This window comes from Pseudomonas sp. HPB0071 (assembly GCF_000478505.2).
In the GTDB taxonomy this organism is placed as follows: Bacteria; Pseudomonadota; Gammaproteobacteria; order Pseudomonadales; family Pseudomonadaceae; genus Chryseomonas; species Chryseomonas luteola.
Map to the genome: position 1 here is coordinate 3520621 of NZ_KI517367.1, position 19254 is coordinate 3539874.

At 53.2% G+C, this 19254-nt stretch carries 17 protein-coding genes; 11 read left to right on the forward strand and 6 right to left on the reverse strand.

All coding sequences use genetic code 11. The features are described from left to right. The 7 genes from HMPREF1487_RS16410 to brnQ all read left to right on the forward strand — a co-directional run bounded on the left by HMPREF1487_RS16410 (position 1) and on the right by brnQ (position 10334). Positions 1 to 705 (forward strand): succinate dehydrogenase iron-sulfur subunit, encoded by a 705-nt coding sequence (locus tag HMPREF1487_RS16410; protein WP_010797804.1) that lies wholly within the window; start codon positions 1 to 3, stop codon positions 703 to 705. A 196-nt stretch (positions 706 to 901) separates the two neighbouring features. Next, positions 902 to 3733 (forward strand): 2-oxoglutarate dehydrogenase E1 component, encoded by a 2832-nt coding sequence (locus HMPREF1487_RS16415; protein WP_010797805.1) that lies wholly within the window; start codon positions 902 to 904, stop codon positions 3731 to 3733. Positions 3734 to 3769: 36 nt separating this feature from the next. Next, positions 3770 to 4993, forward strand: coding sequence for a 2-oxoglutarate dehydrogenase complex dihydrolipoyllysine-residue succinyltransferase (odhB, locus tag HMPREF1487_RS16420; RefSeq protein ID WP_010797806.1), 1224 nt, complete (start codon positions 3770 to 3772; stop codon positions 4991 to 4993). Between the two features lie 65 nt (positions 4994 to 5058). Next, complete coding sequence (gene lpdA / locus HMPREF1487_RS16425; RefSeq protein WP_010797807.1) at positions 5059 to 6495, forward strand: dihydrolipoyl dehydrogenase; 1437 nt, start codon at positions 5059 to 5061, stop codon at positions 6493 to 6495. A gap of 151 nt (positions 6496 to 6646) precedes the next feature. Continuing rightward, entirely contained in the window at positions 6647 to 7813 is a 1167-nt protein-coding gene (gene sucC, locus HMPREF1487_RS16430) for an ADP-forming succinate--CoA ligase subunit beta (protein WP_010797808.1), read from the forward strand. Further along, a complete protein-coding gene (sucD, locus tag HMPREF1487_RS16435; RefSeq protein WP_010797809.1) occupies positions 7813 to 8700 on the forward strand; it encodes a succinate--CoA ligase subunit alpha in 888 nt (295 codons plus the stop codon). The genes sucC and sucD overlap by 1 nt, the downstream gene beginning before the upstream one ends. A 314-nt stretch (positions 8701 to 9014) precedes the next feature. Beyond that, positions 9015 to 10334 carry a branched-chain amino acid transport system II carrier protein gene (brnQ, locus tag HMPREF1487_RS16440; RefSeq protein WP_010797810.1) on the forward strand — a complete coding sequence of 440 codons (1320 nt, stop codon included), beginning with the start codon at positions 9015 to 9017 and terminating at the stop codon, positions 10332 to 10334. 54 nt (positions 10335 to 10388) lie between these two features. Here the strand turns inward: brnQ and HMPREF1487_RS16445 are convergent, their stop codons facing one another. Continuing rightward, positions 10389 to 10673: a hypothetical protein gene (locus tag HMPREF1487_RS16445; protein ID WP_010797811.1), complete on the reverse strand. Its 285-nt coding sequence runs from the start codon at positions 10671 to 10673 to the stop codon at positions 10389 to 10391. Positions 10674 to 10950: 277 nt separating this feature from the next. Between HMPREF1487_RS16445 and htpG the strand changes: the two genes are divergently transcribed. After that, a complete protein-coding gene (gene htpG / locus HMPREF1487_RS16450) occupies positions 10951 to 12849 on the forward strand; it encodes a molecular chaperone HtpG (protein ID WP_010797812.1) in 1899 nt (632 codons plus the stop codon). 63 nt (positions 12850 to 12912) lie between these two features. Then, the gene (locus tag HMPREF1487_RS16455; protein WP_010797813.1) at positions 12913 to 13647 is read left to right on the forward strand and encodes a dienelactone hydrolase family protein; all 735 of its coding nucleotides are present in this window, start codon (positions 12913 to 12915) and stop codon (positions 13645 to 13647) included. 73 nt (positions 13648 to 13720) lie between these two features. Here the strand turns inward: HMPREF1487_RS16455 and bfr are convergent, their stop codons facing one another. The 4 genes from bfr to pyrC all read right to left on the reverse strand — a co-directional run bounded on the left by bfr (position 13721) and on the right by pyrC (position 16444). Next, on the reverse strand, positions 13721 to 14197 hold the full coding sequence (gene bfr, locus HMPREF1487_RS16460; protein WP_010797814.1) for a bacterioferritin: 477 nt from the start codon (positions 14195 to 14197) through the stop codon (positions 13721 to 13723). 186 nt (positions 14198 to 14383) lie between these two features. Next, the gene (locus HMPREF1487_RS26835) at positions 14384 to 14599 is read right to left on the reverse strand and encodes a bacterioferritin-associated ferredoxin (protein WP_084213909.1); all 216 of its coding nucleotides are present in this window, start codon (positions 14597 to 14599) and stop codon (positions 14384 to 14386) included. A 124-nt stretch (positions 14600 to 14723) separates the two neighbouring features. Beyond that, positions 14724 to 15371, reverse strand: coding sequence for a ribonuclease T (gene rnt / locus HMPREF1487_RS16465; protein ID WP_371106384.1), 648 nt, complete (start codon positions 15369 to 15371; stop codon positions 14724 to 14726). 29 nt (positions 15372 to 15400) lie between these two features. After that, positions 15401 to 16444, reverse strand: a complete 1044-nt coding sequence (gene pyrC, locus HMPREF1487_RS16470) for a dihydroorotase (protein ID WP_037030137.1) — start codon at positions 16442 to 16444, stop codon at positions 15401 to 15403. Positions 16445 to 16688: 244 nt separating this feature from the next. Here pyrC and HMPREF1487_RS16475 point away from each other — a divergent pair, with 244 nt between their 5' ends. Together HMPREF1487_RS16475 and HMPREF1487_RS16480 are read left to right on the forward strand one after the other, a co-directional pair. Further along, positions 16689 to 17639 carry a flagellar protein MotY gene (locus HMPREF1487_RS16475; protein WP_010797817.1) on the forward strand — a complete coding sequence of 317 codons (951 nt, stop codon included), beginning with the start codon at positions 16689 to 16691 and terminating at the stop codon, positions 17637 to 17639. Between the two features lie 109 nt (positions 17640 to 17748). After that, positions 17749 to 18966: an argininosuccinate synthase gene (locus HMPREF1487_RS16480; RefSeq protein ID WP_010797818.1), complete on the forward strand. Its 1218-nt coding sequence runs from the start codon at positions 17749 to 17751 to the stop codon at positions 18964 to 18966. Positions 18967 to 19064: 98 nt separating this feature from the next. Here HMPREF1487_RS16480 and HMPREF1487_RS16485 read toward each other — a convergent pair whose 3' ends face one another. After that, positions 19065 to 19244, reverse strand: a complete 180-nt coding sequence (locus tag HMPREF1487_RS16485) for a PA3496 family putative envelope integrity protein (RefSeq protein ID WP_010797819.1) — start codon at positions 19242 to 19244, stop codon at positions 19065 to 19067. Positions 19245 to 19254: the final 10 nt, after the last annotated feature.

A 19254-nucleotide genomic window follows, 5' to 3' on the forward strand; every position in this document is an offset into this window, starting at 1 on the left:
ATGTTGCAAGTCAGTGTTTACCGCTACAACCCTGAAAAGGATGAACTTCCTTTCATGCAGGAATTTCAGATCGAGACCGGTGGTAAGGATCTGATGGTTCTTGACATCCTGGCCTTGATCAAAGAACAGGATGTTACGTTCTCTTACCGTCGCTCTTGCCGCGAGGGTGTTTGCGGCTCCGATGGTATGAACATCAATGGCCAGAATGGCTTGGCATGTATTACACCGCTTTCAAGCGTTGTAAAAGGTAACAAGCTGGTTGTTCGTCCTTTACCGGGTCTGCCTGTCATCCGTGACCTCGTGGTCGATATGAGCATCTTCTATAAGCAGTACGAGAAGGTGCAGCCCTATCTGCAAAACGAGACGCCTGCGCCAGCTATCGAGCGGCTGCAAACACCTGAAGAGCGCGAAAAGCTTGATGGCTTGTACGAGTGCATCCTGTGCGCCTGCTGCTCTACGTCTTGCCCGTCGTTCTGGTGGAACCCTGACAAGTTCCTGGGCCCTGCTGCGCTGCTGCAAGCCTATCGTTTCCTGGCTGACAGCCGTGATACGCATACTCAGGAGCGTCTTGCTGCCATGGACGATCCCTTCAGTGTCTTCCGTTGCCGTTCGATCATGAACTGCGTGACGGTATGTCCGAAGGGGTTGAACCCAACGAAAGCAATTGGTCATGTGCGTAGCATGCTGCTTCAGAGCGGTACTTAATTAGCGATTTGCACCGACAAAGGAACAGAATCCTTTGTCGGTGCTCTAAAGCGACCTGCAAGGCGTAGGCTCTGCCGGTTGATTGAATACATATTAGGGGCAACCGGGCTGGTGCCCGGACATCAATGAATGCTGTATAGCTTTCTGGCGCGCAGTATGACTCGATGGTGTTGTCCCTGACCGAGGGGTGACTTAAATGCACGAAAGCGTTATGCAGCGGATGTGGGAAAGCGCTCACCTATCAGGTGGGAATGCCTCCTATGTCGAAGAGCTCTATGAGCTCTATCTGCACGATCCCAATGCCGTTCCTGAGGAATGGCGCTCTTATTTCCAGAAGCTTCCTGCAGATGGAAATTTCTCCCCTGACGTATCGCACTCAGCGATCCGTGATCACTTCGTTCTCCTGGCAAAAAATCAACGCCGTGCCCAGCCTGTCTCAGCAGGTACAGTTAGCAGTGAGCATGAGAAGAAGCAGGTCGAAGTTCTGCGCCTTATTCAGGCTTATCGTATGCGCGGCCATCAGGCTGCGAGTCTGGATCCGCTGGGGTTGTGGCAGCGTCAAGCGCCTGCCGACCTGTCACTCAATCACTATGGGTTGACTGACGCAGATCTCGATACGACCTTCCGCACCGGCGAGTTGTACTTCGGTAAAGAAGAGGCAACTCTGCGGGAAATACGGGATGCTCTGCAAGAGACATATTGCCGCACTGTCGGTGCGGAGTTCATGCATATTGTCGATTCCGAGGAGCGCCGCTGGTTCCTGCAGCGTCTGGAAAGCGTCCGTGGACGTCCTCAGTATTCCGCCGAAGCCAAGACACACCTGCTCGAACGCCTAACGGCCGCAGAAGGTTTGGAAAAGTATCTGGGTACCAAGTATCCAGGCACCAAGCGCTTTGGCCTGGAGGGTGGAGAAAGCCTCATTCCGCTGATCGACGAAATCATCCAGCGCTCCGGCTCCTATGGCGCCCAAGAGATCGTAATCGGTATGGCCCACCGTGGCCGCTTGAACGTACTGGTTAACACGCTAGGCAAGAATCCTCGCGATCTTTTCGATGAGTTCGAAGGCAAGAAAATCGTTGAGCTGGGCTCCGGTGATGTGAAGTACCACCAGGGTTTCTCCTCCAACGTAATGACTGAAGGTGGAGAAGTTCACCTAGCGCTCGCCTTTAACCCGTCACACCTGGAAATCGTTTCTCCAGTGGTGGAAGGATCGGTACGCGCACGTCAGGATCGTCGTAGCGACAAATCCGGCGATAAGGTCGTTCCGATTTCCATTCATGGTGATGCGGCCTTTGCAGGGCAGGGTGTAGTGATGGAAACCCTGCAGATGTCCCAGACCCGGGCTTACAAGACCGGTGGCACGCTGCATATCATCATCAACAACCAGGTCGGCTTTACCACAAACCGCCAGGAAGATGCCCGTTCCACCGAGTATGCAACTGATGTTGCCAAAATGGTGCAGGCGCCTATCTTCCACGTGAATGGTGATGATCCGGAAGCGGTTCTCTTCGTGACACAGCTGGCGGTCGACTACCGCATGCATTTCAAGCGTGACGTAGTCATTGACCTCGTTTGCTATCGTCGTCGTGGCCATAACGAAGCTGACGAACCCAGTGGTACTCAGCCGCTGATGTATCAGCAAATCACCAAGCAGCGCACCACACGTGACCTTTATGCGGATGCGTTGGTACAGGCCGGTGTGATGAGTGCCGAGCAGGTACAGGCTCAGTTCGAAAACTATCGTAGTGCCTTGGATGAAGGTCGCCATGTGGTGGCGAGCCTGGTCAAGGAGCCGAACAAAGGCCTGTTCGTTGACTGGCGCCCCTACCTGGGACATGCCTGGACCGCACGTCACGACACTCGATTTGACCTGAAGACTTTGCAGGAACTATCCAACAGGTTGCTGCAGCTGCCGGAAGGCCTGGTTGTACAGCGTCAGGTTGGCAAAATCCTCGAAGATCGTCAGAAGATGAGTGCTGGTGGACTCCCGATCAACTGGGGCTACGCGGAAACCATGGCCTATGCCACGTTGCTGCATGAGGGCCATCCGGTTCGTATTACTGGTCAGGATGTTGGCCGTGGTACGTTCTCGCATCGCCATGCTGTGCTTCATAACCAGAAGGATGGTGTGCCTTATGTTCCGCTGCAACATCTGAGCGAAGATCAGCCAAGTTTCGAGATCTACGATTCCTTGCTGTCCGAGGAAGCTGTACTGGCGTTTGAGTACGGCTATGCCACGACGACACCAAATGCTCTGGTGATCTGGGAAGCGCAGTTTGGTGATTTCGCCAACGGCGCGCAGGTTGTCATCGATCAGTTTATTACCAGTGGCGAAATCAAGTGGGGCCGCTTGTGTGGCCTGACTATGCTGCTGCCTCATGGTTATGAAGGACAGGGCCCCGAGCATTCCTCTGCTCGTCTGGAGCGCTACCTGCAACTGTGTGCCGAGCAGAACATCCAGGTATGCGTACCGACCACGCCCGCTCAGATCTACCATCTGTTGCGTCGCCAGGTTATTCGTCCGCTGCGTAAGCCACTTGTGGTTCTAACACCCAAGTCGCTTCTGCGTCACAAGCTTGCCATTTCCACACTGGAAGATTTGGCTGAAGGCTCGTTCCAGACTGTTATACCGGAAATCGATGCGATCGATCCGCAAAAGGTAACCCGTCTGGTCATGTGTAGCGGCAAGGTCTATTACGACCTGCTTGAGAAGCGCCGTACCGAAGGTCGTGAAGATACAGCGATCGTACGCATCGAACAGCTTTATCCGTTCCCTGAGGATGACCTGACAGAAGTCATGTCTGCCTACAGCAATCTGACGGATATTGTTTGGTGTCAGGAAGAGCCTATGAACCAGGGTGCCTGGTATTGCAGTCAGCATCATATGCGTCGCGTCATTTCAGCGCTCAAGCCTGAGATTGGCCTTAAGTATGCAGGACGTGATGCCTCCGCTGCGCCGGCAGTTGGTTACGCTTCGATGCATGCCGAGCAGCAGGAAAAACTGCTGAACGATGCTTTTAATGGTTAACGCGCGCGCATAAAACGAATTAAGGAATCCAATAGAATGGCTATCGAGATCAAAGCCCCAACATTTCCAGAGTCGGTTGCAGATGGCACCGTCGCTACTTGGCACAAGAAGCCTGGTGAAGCCGTAAAGCGGGACGAACTGCTGGTCGATATCGAAACCGACAAGGTTGTCCTGGAAGTTGTGGCTCCCGCTGACGGTGTGTTGGCCGAAGTCTTGAAAAACGAAGGCGACACCGTGCTGAGCGAAGAAGTCATTGCACGCGTGGAGGAGGGTGCTGCAGCTGCTGCGCCAGCCGCTAGTGCTCCGGCCGTAGCGCCGTCTGCTGCGCCTGCTACTGCAGCTCAGGATGAAGAGGATCCGATTCTGGCGCCAGCCGCTCGTAAGCTGGCAGAAGAAAATGGTCTGGATCCAGCCAGCATCAAGGGCACCGGAAAAGGCGGTCGCGTAACCAAGGAAGACGTTGTAGCCGCTATCGAAGCCAAGAAAGCTGCGCCTTCCGCTCCGGCAGCCAAGCCGGCTGCAGCGGCTGCGCCGGCGCAGACCTTTGCTGCAGGCGATCGCGTCGAGAAGCGTGTACCGATGACACGTCTGCGTGCCAAGGTCGCCGAGCGTCTGGTCGAAGCTCAGTCAAGCATGGCCATGTTGACTACATTCAATGAAGTCAACATGAAGCCGATCATGGAGCTACGCGCCAAGTATAAGGACATGTTTGAGAAGAAGCACAATGGCGTACGCCTTGGCTTCATGTCTTTCTTTGTTAAGGCGGCGACCGAGGCTCTCAAGCGTCAGCCAGGCGTCAATGCCTCTATCGATGGTAGCGACATCGTTTACCACGGTTATCAGGATATTGGTGTCGCGGTTTCCAGTGATCGTGGCCTGGTTGTTCCGGTGCTGCGCAATGCCGAGCTCATGAGCCTGGCTGAAGTCGAGGGTACCATTGCTGATTTCGGCAAGAAGGCGAAAGCCGGCAAGTTGACCATGGAAGACATGCAGGGCGGTACCTTTACCATCTCCAACGGTGGTGTTTTTGGCTCGTTGCTATCCACTCCGATCGTTAACCCGCCGCAGACTGCCATTCTTGGCATGCACAAGATCCAAGAGCGGCCTATGGCAGTGAATGGTCAGGTTGTCATTCTGCCGATGATGTACCTTGCACTGTCCTATGACCACCGTCTGATCGACGGTAAGGAAGCCGTAACCTTCTTGGTCACCATGAAGGATCTGCTGGAAGACCCGGCCCGTCTGCTGCTGGATATCTAATCTGGTCCATATATAGAGACGGCTTCGTAAGAAGCCGTCCGGTTTATCGAAATAGGATGAAACTTATGAGCGAAAAATTCGACGTAGTCGTGATCGGTGCCGGCCCTGGCGGCTATGTGGCTGCCATCCGTGCTGCGCAGCTCGGCCTGAAAACTGCCTGTATCGAGCGATACAAGGGTAAGGAAGGCAAGGTCTCCCTGGGTGGTACCTGCTTGAACGTAGGTTGCATTCCTTCCAAGGCGCTGCTGGATAGCTCTTACAAGTTTCATGAAGCGCATGAAGGCTTCAAGGTTCACGGCATCGATGCACCCAACGTGACTATCGATGTACCTGCCATGATCGGTCGTAAGGATCAGATCGTTAAGAACCTGACAGGTGGTATCGGCACGCTATTCAAGGCCAACGGTGTAACGCTGTTGGAAGGACATGGCAAGCTGCTAGCCAACAAGCAGGTTGAAGTGACAGGTCTGGACGGTCAGACTCAAGTTGTCGAAGCGACAAATGTCATCCTGGCTTCGGGCTCGCGTCCGATCGAAATTCCGCCGGCTCCGCTTGTTGAAGGCATTGTTGTTGACTCCACGGGTGCTCTTGACTTCACTGAAGTTCCGAAGCGTCTGGGCGTTATTGGTGCAGGCGTTATTGGTCTGGAACTGGGCTCGGTATGGGCTCGTCTGGGTGCCGAAGTAACTGTTCTGGAAGCGCTGGACAAATTCCTGCCGGCTGCCGATGAGCAGATTGCGAAGGAAGGCCTGAAGATTCTAACCAAGCAAGGTCTGAACGTTCGTCTGGGTACACGTGTAACCGGTTCGGAAGTCAACGGAAACGAAGTGACCGTGACCTTTACCGACTCTACCGGTGAGCAGAAGCAGACGTTCGACAAGCTGATCGTAGCCGTAGGCCGTCGTCCCGTGACGACCGATCTGCTGGCTTCTGATTGCGGCGTGGAGAGCGATGAGCGCGGATACATCTATGTTGATGACTATTGCGCTACCAGCGTACCCGGCGTTTACGCAATCGGTGACTGTGTACGCGGCCTGATGCTGGCTCACAAAGCTTCCGAAGAAGGTGTCATGGTGGCCGAGCGTATCGCAGGTCACAAGGCTCAGATGAACTATGATCTGATTCCTTCGGTTATCTATACCCATCCGGAAATGGCATGGGTCGGCAAAACCGAGCAGGCTTTGAAGGCTGAAGGCGTTGAAGTGAATGTCGGCACCTTCCCGTTTGCTGCAAGTGGCCGAGCCATGGCGGCCAACGATACGGCTGGCCTGGTCAAGGTAATTGCCGACGCCAAGACCGATCGCGTTCTAGGTGTTCATATTATTGGCCCAAGTGCAGCGGATCTGGTTCAGCAAGGCGCCATCGCCATGGAATTCGGCACCAGTGCCGAAGACCTGGGCATGATGGTGTTCTCGCACCCAACACTGTCTGAAGCGCTGCATGAAGCGGCCCTGGCAGTGAATGGCCATGCCATTCATATTGCCAACCGCAAGAAGCGTTAAGACGGTAGACCAACGGTGAGCAGCCCGCCGCTACTCCAGGGGAGGGCCGCAGGAACGCTCACCGGACTGCCAGAGGGCAGTTACAGGTGGCGCGGCGCCAGTGAGCGCAGCGCCGAAAATGCGCAATACCTAACGAAGACGGTAGATAAGCATGAATCTCCACGAGTATCAGGGTAAGCAGCTGTTCGCTGAGTACGGCCTGCCTGTATCCAAGGGCTTCGCTGTAGACACCCCGGAAGAAGCGGCGGAAGCCTGCGACAAAATCGGCGGCAGCGAGTGGGTTGTTAAAGCACAAGTTCATGCGGGTGGCCGTGGTAAAGCCGGCGGTGTGAAGCTGGTCAAGAGCCGTGAAGACGCCAAGGCGTTTGCTCAAAACTGGCTAGGCAAAAATCTGGTGACCTACCAGACTGATGCTAATGGTCAGCCGGTTAGCAAGATCCTGGTTGAGTCCTGCACGGACATCGACAAGGAACTGTACCTCGGTGCGGTCGTTGACCGCTCCAGCCGCCGTATCGTTTTCATGGCCTCCACCGAAGGTGGGGTGGACATCGAAAAAGTTGCGCACGACACGCCTGAGAAAATTCTGAAGGCAACTGTTGATCCTCTGGTAGGTGCTCAGCCTTATCAAGGCCGTGAGCTGGCCTTTCAGCTAGGCCTGACTGGTAACCAGATCAAGCAGTTCACCCAAATTTTTGTTGGTCTGGCTAAGTTGTTCCAGGATTATGACCTGGCGCTGCTGGAAGTGAACCCGCTGGTCATCAAGAAAGATGGCAACCTTCACTGCCTGGATGCCAAGATCAATATCGACAGCAATGCCATGTATCGTCAGCCCAAGCTGCGTGCAATGCATGATCCATCCCAGGATGATGCTCGTGAAGCCCATGCGCAGAAGTGGGAACTGAACTACGTTGCACTTGAAGGTAACATTGGCTGCATGGTTAATGGTGCAGGTCTGGCCATGGGTACCATGGACATCGTTAACCTGCATGGCGGCAAGCCGGCCAACTTCCTGGACGTAGGCGGTGGCGCGACCAAAGAACGCGTAACCGAAGCGTTCAAGATCATTCTGTCCGACAGCAATGTTAAAGCCGTACTGGTTAATATCTTCGGCGGTATTGTTCGTTGCGACATGATTGCTGAAGGCATCATCGGCGCAGTGAAAGAAGTCGGCGTGAAGGTTCCCGTCGTTGTGCGCCTGGAAGGCAACAACGCTGAGTTGGGTGCCAAGGTCCTGGCCGAAAGCGGTCTGAACATCATCGCGGCAACTAGCCTGACCGACGCTGCCCAGCAGGTCGTCAAGGCCGCGGAGGGTAAGTAATGAGCGTCCTGATTAATAAAGACACCAAAGTTATCTGCCAGGGCTTTACCGGTAGCCAAGGTACTTTCCACTCCGAGCAAGCTATCGCCTACGGCACCAAGATGGTTGGCGGTGTAACGCCAGGCAAGGGTGGTACTACTCACCTGGGTCTGCCCGTATTCAATACGGTTAAGGAAGCAGTAGAAGCGACCGGCGCCGAGGCTTCGGTCATCTATGTTCCGGCTCCTTTCTGTAAGGACTCCATTCTTGAAGCCGCGTTTGGTGGTATCAAGCTGATCGTTTGCATCACCGAAGGCATTCCTACGCTGGATATGCTGGATGCCAAGGTCAAGTGCGATGAGTTGGGCGTACGCCTGATTGGTCCAAACTGCCCAGGCGTAATCACACCCGGCGAATGCAAGATCGGCATCATGCCTGGTCACATTCATTTGCCAGGTAAGGTCGGCATTGTTTCCCGTTCCGGTACGCTGACGTACGAAGCGGTCAAGCAAACCACTGACGCAGGTTTCGGCCAATCCACATGTGTGGGTATTGGCGGTGACCCGATTCCGGGTTCCAACTTCATCGATATTCTGAAGCTGTTCCAGAAAGATCCCCAGACCGAAGCGATCGTCATGATCGGTGAGATCGGTGGTTCTGCCGAAGAAGAGGCTGCAGCCTTCATCAAGGCCAATGTGACCAAGCCTGTTGTGTCCTACATTGCCGGTGTTACTGCACCTCCTGGCAAGCGTATGGGTCATGCGGGCGCAATCATCTCTGGCGGCAAAGGTACTGCTGACGAGAAGTTCGCTGCGCTGCAAGACGCAGGCGTCAAGACCGTACGTTCCCTGGCTGATATCGGCAAGGCCCTGGCCGAGCTGACTGGTTGGGAAGTCAAGAAGGCGTAAGCCTTACCTTGATGCAAAGGCCACCTTTAAGGTGGCCTTTGTTTTTATAGGGCTGATAAATTTTTAGTTCTGTAAATCGCTGATCGATCGACAATACTGCTACAGAGGGCCTGATTTCGGCTCGTTTAGTCGGGGTGTAAGACGTTTTTGCTGCCTTTGTCTGCAGATTTCGTTAGGATGTGCACCCTTCACAGCCACCGTCTCCAAAAGAGTAGGGTAGCCATTAGTGGTCCGCTTTAGCCAAGCGGGCGTCGTTCCTAATAAGCAACGGGAACCCTTCGCGATCAATCTGTCTGAATCCGGTATTCCCTTAAATGAAATCTCTGAAAGGCCAGGATATCCTGGCGCTTGGCTTTATGACCTTCGCTCTCTTTGTAGGCGCGGGTAACATCATTTTCCCTCCGATTGTAGGCTTGCAAGCCGGTCCCCACGTTTGGGCTGCGGCTATTGGCTTCCTTATTACAGCGGTAGGCTTGCCTGTACTAACAGTGGTTGCCTTAGCTCGTGTAGGCGGCGCCATGAATGCGCTGAGCTCACCAATCGGACGGGTAGCTGGTGGCCTTTTGGCAGCGGTTTGCTATTTATCAGTCGGCCCGCTGTTTGCCACCCCACGTACTGCAACTGTCTCATTCGAGGTTGGGCTTGCGCCCCTTACAGGTGGTGGGGCGCTACCGCTCTTTCTCTACAGCCTTGTCTATTTCTGTGTTGTATTGCTGGTATCGCTTTATCCAGGTCGGTTGTTGGATACGGTAGGCCGTTTCCTGGCGCCGTTGAAAATCCTGGCGCTTGCCATTCTGGGGGCGGCGGCATTCCTATGGCCTGCCGGCGGGACGGGCGAGTCCGTTAAAGCTTATCAGGCACAGGCGTTTTCCCAAGGTTTCATTAATGGTTATCTGACCATGGATACGTTGGGCGCTCTGGTGTTTGGCATCGTCATTGTAAATGCGATCAAGGCGCGTGGCATAGAATCAGCAACACTGATTACGCGCTACGCTGTTATTGCAGGACTGATTGCAGGTGTTGGGTTGGCTCTGGTTTACATCAGCCTGTTCCAGCTGGGCTCTACTAGCCATTCATTGGTGCCAGCGGCCACTAATGGGGCAGAGGTACTTCATGCCTATGTACAACATACGTTTGGTGAGCCTGGCAGTATTTTCCTTGCCTGTCTGATTTCGCTTGCCTGTCTGGTCACTGCGGTTGGATTGACCTGTGCCTGTGCAGAATACTTTAGTGAAGCCCTGCATCTGCCTTACAAAGTTCTGGTTGTTGCACTGGCACTTTTTTCTCTACTCGTTTCGAATCTGGGTTTGACTCATCTGATTCAAATATCCGTACCCGTGCTGACGGCCATTTATCCGCCGTGCATTGTCTTGGTTGTGCTTAGCTTCTGCTCCAGACTGTGGCATTCACCCTCGCGCGTTGTAGCCCCTGTCATGTTGGTTGCGTTTCTATTCGGCGTTATAGATGGCATAAAGGCGGCAGGTTTTGATGCCAGCTGGATTACATGGCTGGAAGCCAAGCTTCCGCTGGTAGATCAAGGGCTGGCGTGGCTCATTCCATCGGTTGTAGTGGGTGTATTGGCTACGCTCTGGGATAGACAGCAAGGCCAGCCACACGCCGTTCGAGCTTCATAAGAGCTTTTTCCCGGTAATAAAAAAGCCCGCAATAGCGGGCTTTTTATTACAAGCTTACTGCTGCTTGGTGTTCGGATCGCCGCCTTGCAGAGGCTGATCCGGATTTCCCTGAGGAGAAGTATTGGTGCCGGTATCCTGAGCTTCTTTAGCTTGCTCTTGGGCGGCTTCAGTACGCTCTTGAGCAGCCTGATTGCTTTCCTTGGCTGCTTCATTCATGTGTTCTTGAGCTTTCTGCTCGGATTGCTGTGCGTCTTGTGCCTTTTCTTCGGAAGGCTTGTCACAGGCAGCTAAGCCAAGGGCTGCAGCAAGCAGCAGGGCGTAAGCGAAAGGTTTTTGCATGGTCTTCTCCTTGTTTAATTCACGGCAGCACTTCGAGCATACGTATACAGCGAAGTTCCGCGTAGACCTTCTTAGCGTCTATGGCGGTATGCGAGCCTAACAGGTACGGCTGCCAGACCTATTGGCAGCAATCATGGCCAGGTAGTTCCTGACATTTGATTAAATGGCCCGGATATGAGACCTGTAATCCGTTTTGGGTTGAAAAATAAGGACTTGCCCCCATTTTGCGTCCATCACCGCTATCGCGGCTCAACCGTCATCTGTGGAGTTCGTAACCATGAGTGTGGAGACTCAGAAAGAAACATTAGGTTTTCAGACTGAAGTGAAGCAGCTGCTTCATCTCATGATTCATTCTCTGTATTCCAACAAGGAAATTTTTCTTCGGGAGTTGGTTTCCAACGCCTCCGATGCGGCGGACAAGCTCCGCTTTGAGGCCCTGGCCAAGCCGGAGCTGCTTGAGGGCGGCGACGCGCTCAAGATCCGTATCAGCTACGACAAGGATGCACGCACTGTCACGATAGAGGACAACGGCATCGGCATGAGCCGTGAGGATGTCGTTACGCATCTGGGAACTATTGCCAAATCAGGCACCGCTGATTTCCTTAAGAACCTGTCGGGCGACCAGCGCAAGGACTCCCACTTGATCGGCCAGTTTGGGGTCGGTTTTTATAGTGCCTTTATCGTAGCGGACAAAGTGGATGTCTTTACACGCCGTGCTGGACAGCCTGCTGCGGAAGGGGTCCACTGGAGTTCGAAAGGCGAAGGCGAGTTCGATGTTGAAACCATCGAAAAACCTGAGCGTGGTACTCGCATCGTTCTGCATCTGAAAACAGGCGAAGAAGAGTTCGCTGACGGCTGGCGTCTGCGTAATATCATCAAGAAGTATTCTGATCACATTGCACTGCCGATCGAGTTGCCAAAAGAGCATCACGGAGAGGACGCACCCTCAGAGCAGGAGTGGGAAACGGTCAATCGGGCCAGCGCGTTGTGGACACGGCCGCGTACTGAAGTCAAGGATGAGGAATACCAGGAGTTTTACAAGCACGTCTCCCATGATTTCGAGAACCCTCTGACCTGGAGTCACAATAAGGTAGAGGGCAAACTTGAATACACCTCGCTGCTTTATGTACCTGCACGCGCGCCCTTTGATCTGTACCAGCGTGAAGCGCCGCGTGGATTGAAGCTATATGTGCAGCGTGTATTCATTATGGATCAGGCTGACGAGTTCCTGCCCCTTTACCTGCGCTTCATCAAGGGTGTGGTGGATTCCAACGATCTCTCGCTTAACGTCTCTCGTGAGATTCTTCAAAAGGATCCGGTCATCGACTCCATGAAGTCGGCGTTGACCAAGCGGGTCCTGGATATGTTGGAAAAGCTGGCCAAAAACGAGCCGGAGCAATACAAGCAGTTCTGGAGTGCTTTTGGACAGGTTCTGAAAGAAGGGCCGGCGGAGGACTTTGCCAATCGTGAAAAGATTGCCGGCTTGCTGCGTTTTGCATCGACTCATGGAGATGCGGGTGAACAGGACGTTGCGCTCGCTGACTACATTGGTCGCATGAAGGAAGGGCAAGACAAGATCTACTACCTGACAGGCGAAAGCTACAATCAGGTGAAGAGCAGTCCACACCTGGAAGTTTTCCGTAAGAAGGGTATCGAAGTCCTTCTGCTAACGGATCGCATCGATGAGTGGCTGATGAGCTACCTGACGGAGTTCGATGGTAAGTCGTTCGTTGATGTTGCTCGTGGCGATCTGGACTTGGGCAAGCTTGATTCCGAAGAAGACAAGAAAGCTCAGGAAGAAATAGCCAAGGCCAAAGAAGATCTTGTTGGTCGCATCAAGAAGGCACTGGATAACGAGGTCAGCGAAGTGCGGGTTTCTCATCGCCTGACAGACTCACCGGCTATTCTGGCAATCGGCGAACAGGACCTGGGTCTGCAGATGCGTCGCATCCTTGAAGCGAGCGGCCAGAAGGCCCCTGAATCCAAGCCGATTTTTGAAATCAATCCACAGCATCCTTTGATCGAAAAATTGGACACGGAGCAGGACGAAGACCGCTTCGTAGATTTGGCTCATGTCTTGTTCGATCAGGCAGCTCTCGCTGCAGGTGATAGTCTCAAGGATCCGGCTGCGTACGTGCGCCGTCTCAATAAGCTTCTGGTAGAGCTTTCTGCCTGATGCGCTGATAAAGCCCGCTTCTGGCGGGCTTTCTTTTAACACCCAACGACGAAGAGGTAACCCATGGCCGAAATGACGGTTAAGGCAATCCAGTATGAGATCGATGGACAGCCGTTCGAAGGGCAGCTGGTCTACGATGCTGATCAGCCCCGGACGCGGCCAGCAGTTCTGCTTTCGCCTAACTGGATGGGCGTATCGCAAGGTGCTATTGATTTAGCCAAGCGCCTTGCCAGCGAAGATGGGCTGGTTTATTTCATCGTGGATTTTTATGGCCAGAAGGTGCGTCCTGCTAATGCAGATGAGGCGCTGGCAGCCATGATGCCGATTCGTAATGATAGGGCTTTACTACGCAAGCGCCTGCAGTCTGCTTATCAGGCGCTTGTTGCTCAAGCGGGCACTGTTGCAATAGACACGAAACACATTGCTGCCATTGGCTTTTGCTTTGGTGGCTGTGCTGCGCTTGAGTTGGCGCGTGAAGGTGCAGAATTGGCTGCTGTTGTCACTTTCCATGCCAATCTGGATACGCCAAATCCTGAAGATGCCCGTAATATCAAAGCACCCGTTCTAGTGCTGCACGGGGCTGCTGATCCGTTAGTGCCTAGCGAACAGATTTCTGCTTTCGAGGCAGAAATGACCGCAGCCAATGTCGATTGGCAAGTTATCAGTTACGGTAATGCTGTCCATTCCTTTACTGATCCGGAAGCCAATAATCCAGGCAAGCAGCAATACAATCCGGTTGTTGCCAAACGCGCCTTCCTGGCTATGCATAATCTGTTTGATGAGGTCATGTCGCGCTAGTATGCGAAGACCCGCAGCAGTGCCAGGTCATAAAAAGCCCGCCAATAGGCGGGCTTTTTATGACCTGTAAGATTTAGTCTTCGTCATGCATATTGGATTGCAGGTAGTTCTCAATCCCTACCTTGTCGATCAGCCCCAACTGAGTTTCGAGCCAATCGATATGCTCCTCTTCAGACTCCAGGATGTCTTTGAGCATGTCGCGACTTACATAGTCTCGAACACTTTCACAGTACACAATTGCATCTCGTAGGTCGGCAACCGCTGCGATTTCCAGGCGAAGGTCACACTCAAGCATTTCCTTGGTATTTTCACCAATCATCAACTTGCCAAGATCCTGAAGGTTTGGAAGGCCTTCAAGAAACAGGATTCGCTCAATCAGACGATCCGCATGCTTCATCTCGTCGATTGACTCATGGTATTCATGGTGGCCAAGTTTTTTCAGGCCCCAGTCGTTATACATGCGCGAATGGAGGAAGTACTGATTGATGGCAACAAGCTCGTTTCCAAGTATCTTGTTGAGATGCTGAATGACTTTAATGTCGCCTTTCATGACGGCTCCGCCCAAGGATTATGTAATACAAGTCTGGGCGCGAAGCGAGAGCTTGTCAAACGTAAGTTATTGAATTGATTATGAAAAACATCTGTGAATAACACGCTTTCGCAACTGATTCATAACTTACTGATTTTTAGACATAAAAAAACCGGGCCAAATGCCCGGTCCTTAAAAATCTGTTTATCAGGCTTGGGATAATCCGACCGGGTAGGCCTGACTTTGAGCCGCCTGAAGCTCGCCAAGGGTTTCTCTGACAACCGTTTTAGCCAGGCAGGCACATTTACCGCATTGAGTACCTACTCCTGTGCATTCCCTTACTTCCCGATAGCTGCAGCATCCTTCGTAGATAGCTTCACGGATTTGCTTATCGGTGACACCTCGGCACAAACATACGTACATGGCGATTCGTCTATGGCTGAAAAGAGATATCGGCAGACTAATCGTAGTGAGAATGATTGTCAAAGCGTTATAGGAGGGAATGTTATTAACCTGCCGAGCGGCACGATGTCCGCTCGGCAAAGGTTTATTCAGGGTCCATCCAGCCGCCCAGCTCACGCCAGCGATTGACGATACCGCAGAACAGATCGGCCGTTTTTTCCGTGTCATAACGGGCAGAGTGCGCTTCCCTATTATCAAACTCGATTCCAGCGCTTTGGCAGGCTTTGGCTAGTACCGTTTGCCCATAAGCCAGTCCGGCTAATGTAGCCGTGTCAAAGCTTGAGAAGGGGTGAAAGGGGTTTCGTTTGATACCACAGCGCAAGACCGCAGCGTTGAGAAACGCAAGATCAAAGCTACTGTTATGACCTACCAAAATGGCTCGCTTGCAACCGTTGGCTTTCAAAGATTTCCGCACCCCACGGAAGATTTCCGTAAGGGCATGTTCTTCCTTGACGGCCATTCTCAGCGGGTGATCAAGCTTGATGCCAGTAAACTCGAGCGCGGCAGGTTCTACATTGGCCCCTTCGAACGGCTCGACCCGAAAGAAATGGGTGTGCTCAGGGAAGAGAAAACCTTTCTCATCCATCCCAATGATAGTAGCGGCTATTTCCAATAGCGCATCGGTGGACGCATTGAAGCCACCGGTTTCCACGTCCACGACTACAGGTAAATAGCCACGAAAGCGTCGGGCCATTGGAATACGCGAGTCGGACATTGGCGCGGTGTTTTCCATTTCTTCCGCGAACAGTTCTTCATCATCACTCATGCAGAGGTCTCCAGACGCCAACGCAACGTTTCTCCGGCACGCAGCGGCACAACTTCAAAATCGCCAAAAGGCAGGGAGCTAGGTGCTTTCCACTCTTCACGCACCAGCGTTACGGTATCGGTATTATGCGGAAGGCCATAAAAGTCGGCGCCAAACAGGCTGGCGAAGCCCTCTAATTTATCCAGCGCGTCGCGGCCTTCGAAGGCTTCGGCATACAGTTCAAGTGCTGCATAGGCGGTATAGCAGCCAGCGCAGCCGCATGCAGACTCCTTGGCGTGTTTGGGGTGTGGTGCTGAGTCCGTACCCAGAAAGAACTTTGGACTTCCGCTGACAGCGGCATCCAGTAGCGCTTCCTGATGCGTGTTGCGTTTGAGGATAGGTAGACAAAAAAAGTGCGGGCGGATGCCGCCAACCAGCATGTGATTACGATTATAGAGCAGATGATGAGCGGTGATGGTGGCGGCTACGTTTGCCGACGCATCACGTACAAATTGTGCTGCATCGCCTGTCGTGATGTGTTCAAGCACGACCCGAAGCGCGGGGAAGCGTCTAACGATGACGCTAAGCTGCTCGTCGATAAAGCACTTTTCACGGTCGAAAATGTCGACTTCTGAGCGTGTAACTTCGCCATGTACCAGCAGCGGCAGTCCTACCTCGGCCATCGTTTCCAATACCGGAAAGATATTGTCCAGCGAGGTGACCCCTGAGTCGGAATTTGTTGTGGCGCCAGCAGGGTAGAGCTTGACGGCATGTACGAAGCCGCTCGCCTTGGCAGCACGGATTTCGTCTGGTGTGGTGCGGTCAGTCAGGTACAGTACCATCAGCGGTTCGAAGCGGTTGGCGGCGGGGCGGGCAGCCAGAATACGCTCGCGATAAGCCGCGGCTTGTTCCGCATTGCGTACAGGTGGTACCAGGTTGGGCATGATGATGGCACGGGCAAAGGTGCGAGCAACATCGGCTACGGTTTGGCTCAAGGCCGCACCATCACGGAGGTGTATATGCCAGTCATCGGGACGGCGAAGCGTTATCCGGTCGGACATGCTGATTTCCAGGCGAACAAATGTGGAGAGAATGCTACCGGAAAAGGCGGACTCGGGCACGCCGCCCAGCCTAGAAGTATTTCAGAATAGCTGATCCATTGGGTGAAACAGGCAGAGTTGTTCTAAAGCAATGCCGCCTGCGTAGCGTTGGCGTACTATCCAAGTGCTGATTGTATTCAAGTTTTCTGGGTAATGAACCGATATCACAAGGGTAAGATTCTTCTATTGGATTCGGAGCCTCCCTGTGCGCCTTCGTTACTTGACCCTTCTACTGCTCCTGGCCAGCCTGCCGGCAATGGGCATCACATTCCAGGACCGCATTGAAAAAGCGGGATGGAAAGTGGAGGGCGATCAGTTTGAATGCCGGCTTTCTCAGGATGTTCCCCGCTTTGGTACGGGTGAGTTTGTTCGTCGTGCCGGAGAGCAACCTACTTTCAGGCTCAAAACATCTGAAAACTGGCTTTCCCAAGGCTCTGCGACGCTGCTGGCTGCCGCTACGCCATGGCAGCCGGGACGAGGTGATGAGTCGCTGGGTTCAATCAGAATTCAAAGTGGCAATACTCCGCTCAATACGAGCGAGAGTCAGGGGCGGCGCCTGCTGACCGGATTGATGGAAGGTCGCAGTCCATTGATCAAATCGCGTAGCCGTAATGGCGACCCGCTTGAGGTTCGTATTCTACCCGCGAGGTTTGAGTCGGCGTATCAGGATTTCCAGCTGTGTGCTGCCAAGCTTCTGCCAGTCAACTTTGATCAAATTCGTCACTCCCTGGTTGGCTTTCCCAAGGGGGGAAGTGATCTGGATGAAGTGGCACGTAACAAGCTGGACATCATTCTTCAGTATCTCAAAGCCGATCCCACTGTAAACCATGTAGTGATTTCTGGCTTTACCGATAATTCCGGTAATCGACTCGATAACCGCCAGGAATCGCGGCTGCGTGCAATGGCTGTCATGCAGTATCTGAAAGCCAGCGGCGTTCCTGAGGAGCAAATGGAAATTCGCTTTTTTGGAGAGCAGTATCCTTTGGTCGCCAATAACAGCAAGGCAAATCGAGCCAAGAACAGAAGGGTGTCGATGGTGTTTACCCGTGAGCCTGTAGCCTCTGACTCCAAGCCAGAGTCTTCTACGGCAGCGCCAGCCGACGCGCCGGCGGCCGTTCCAGCTACAGCTTCGCAAGGTGGTAAGCCAAGCAGTTAATAGCGTACCGGGTGTCGCCTAGGCAACTTCTTGTGTCGCGCCTCTATAAATAGCTCCGCTTGGCAAGTAGAATCATCTTCTTTCTAAGCAATGCGTGGGAGCGAGTGGCATGACGGACGTCAAGAAGGTAGTCCTGGCGTATTCGGGCGGCCTGGATACTTCGGTGATCCTCAAGTGGCTGCAGGATACCTATAACTGTGAAGTCGTAACATTTACAGCGGACCTTGGCCAAGGGGAAGAAGTGGAGCCCGCTCGCGCTAAAGCCAAGGCTTTAGGCGTCAAGGAAATCTTCATCGAAGACCTGCGTGAAGAATTCGTTCGTGATTTCGTTTATCCGATGTTCCGGGCGAATACGGTATACGAAGGCGAATACCTGCTAGGTACTTCCATTGCTCGTCCGCTTATCGCCAAGCGATTGATCGAAATTGCCAACGAAACGGGCGCTGATGCCATCTCCCACGGTGCAACCGGCAAGGGCAATGATCAGGTACGCTTCGAACTGGGAGCCTATGCGCTCAAGCCTGGCGTAAAAGTTATTGCACCCTGGCGTGAGTGGGATTTGTTGTCCCGCGAAAAGCTCATGGATTATGCAGAAAAGCACAATATCCCGATCGAGCGTCACGGCAAGAAAAAATCGCCTTATTCCATGGATGCTAACCTCCTACACATCTCTTATGAAGGTGGTGTGCTGGAAGACACATGGACTGAGCATGAGGAGGACATGTGGCGCTGGACCAAGTCGCCAGAGGCTGCTCCGGATCAGCCGACGTATATCGAATTGACTTACCGTGCTGGTGATATCGTGGCTATCGATGGCAAGGACATGACGCCTGCCCATGTGCTGGCTGAGCTCAATCGCATCGGTGGCGAAAACGGTATTGGCCGTCTGGATATCGTTGAGAACCGTTACGTGGGAATGAAGTCGCGTGGCTGCTATGAAACGCCTGGCGGCACCATTATGCTCAAGGCCCACCGAGCTATCGAGTCCATTACCCTGGATCGTGAAGTCGCCCACCTCAAGGATGAGCTCATGCCTCGCTATGCGAGCCTGATCTATACCGGCTATTGGTGGAGTCCCGAACGCCTGATGCTCCAGCAGATGATCGATGCTTCCCAGTCCAACGTAAACGGGGTCGTACGTCTGAAGTTGTATAAAGGCAACGTAATTGTCGTTGGTCGTAAATCTGACGACTCCCTGTTTGATGCGAATATCGCTACGTTTGAAGAAGACGGTGGTGCTTACGACCAGGCTGATGCAGCAGGTTTCATCAAGCTCAATGCATTGCGTATGCGTATCGCCGCTAATAGCGGACGCAAATTGTTTTGAGTGATCTTGCCCCGGATCAATACCTGGGCAGCCCTTCCGTCTGGAGGGGCTCTCGCTCTTAAACGCTAATAAAAAAAGCCCAACCGGGCTTTTTTTATTTACAGATCGAAATCGTATTCCGAGATCTGACGCTTCAAGCGACGCTCTTCAAGCATATTGTCTATCAAGCGGCGCTTGGTAAGGTTGGTTTTGCTGACAGGCACATCAGCAGCCTCAACGTCACCCTCGGTTTCTACGAAGTCATCATCAAGTTCGATATCACTTTTCTCGCTCGCCATGAGAAAACTC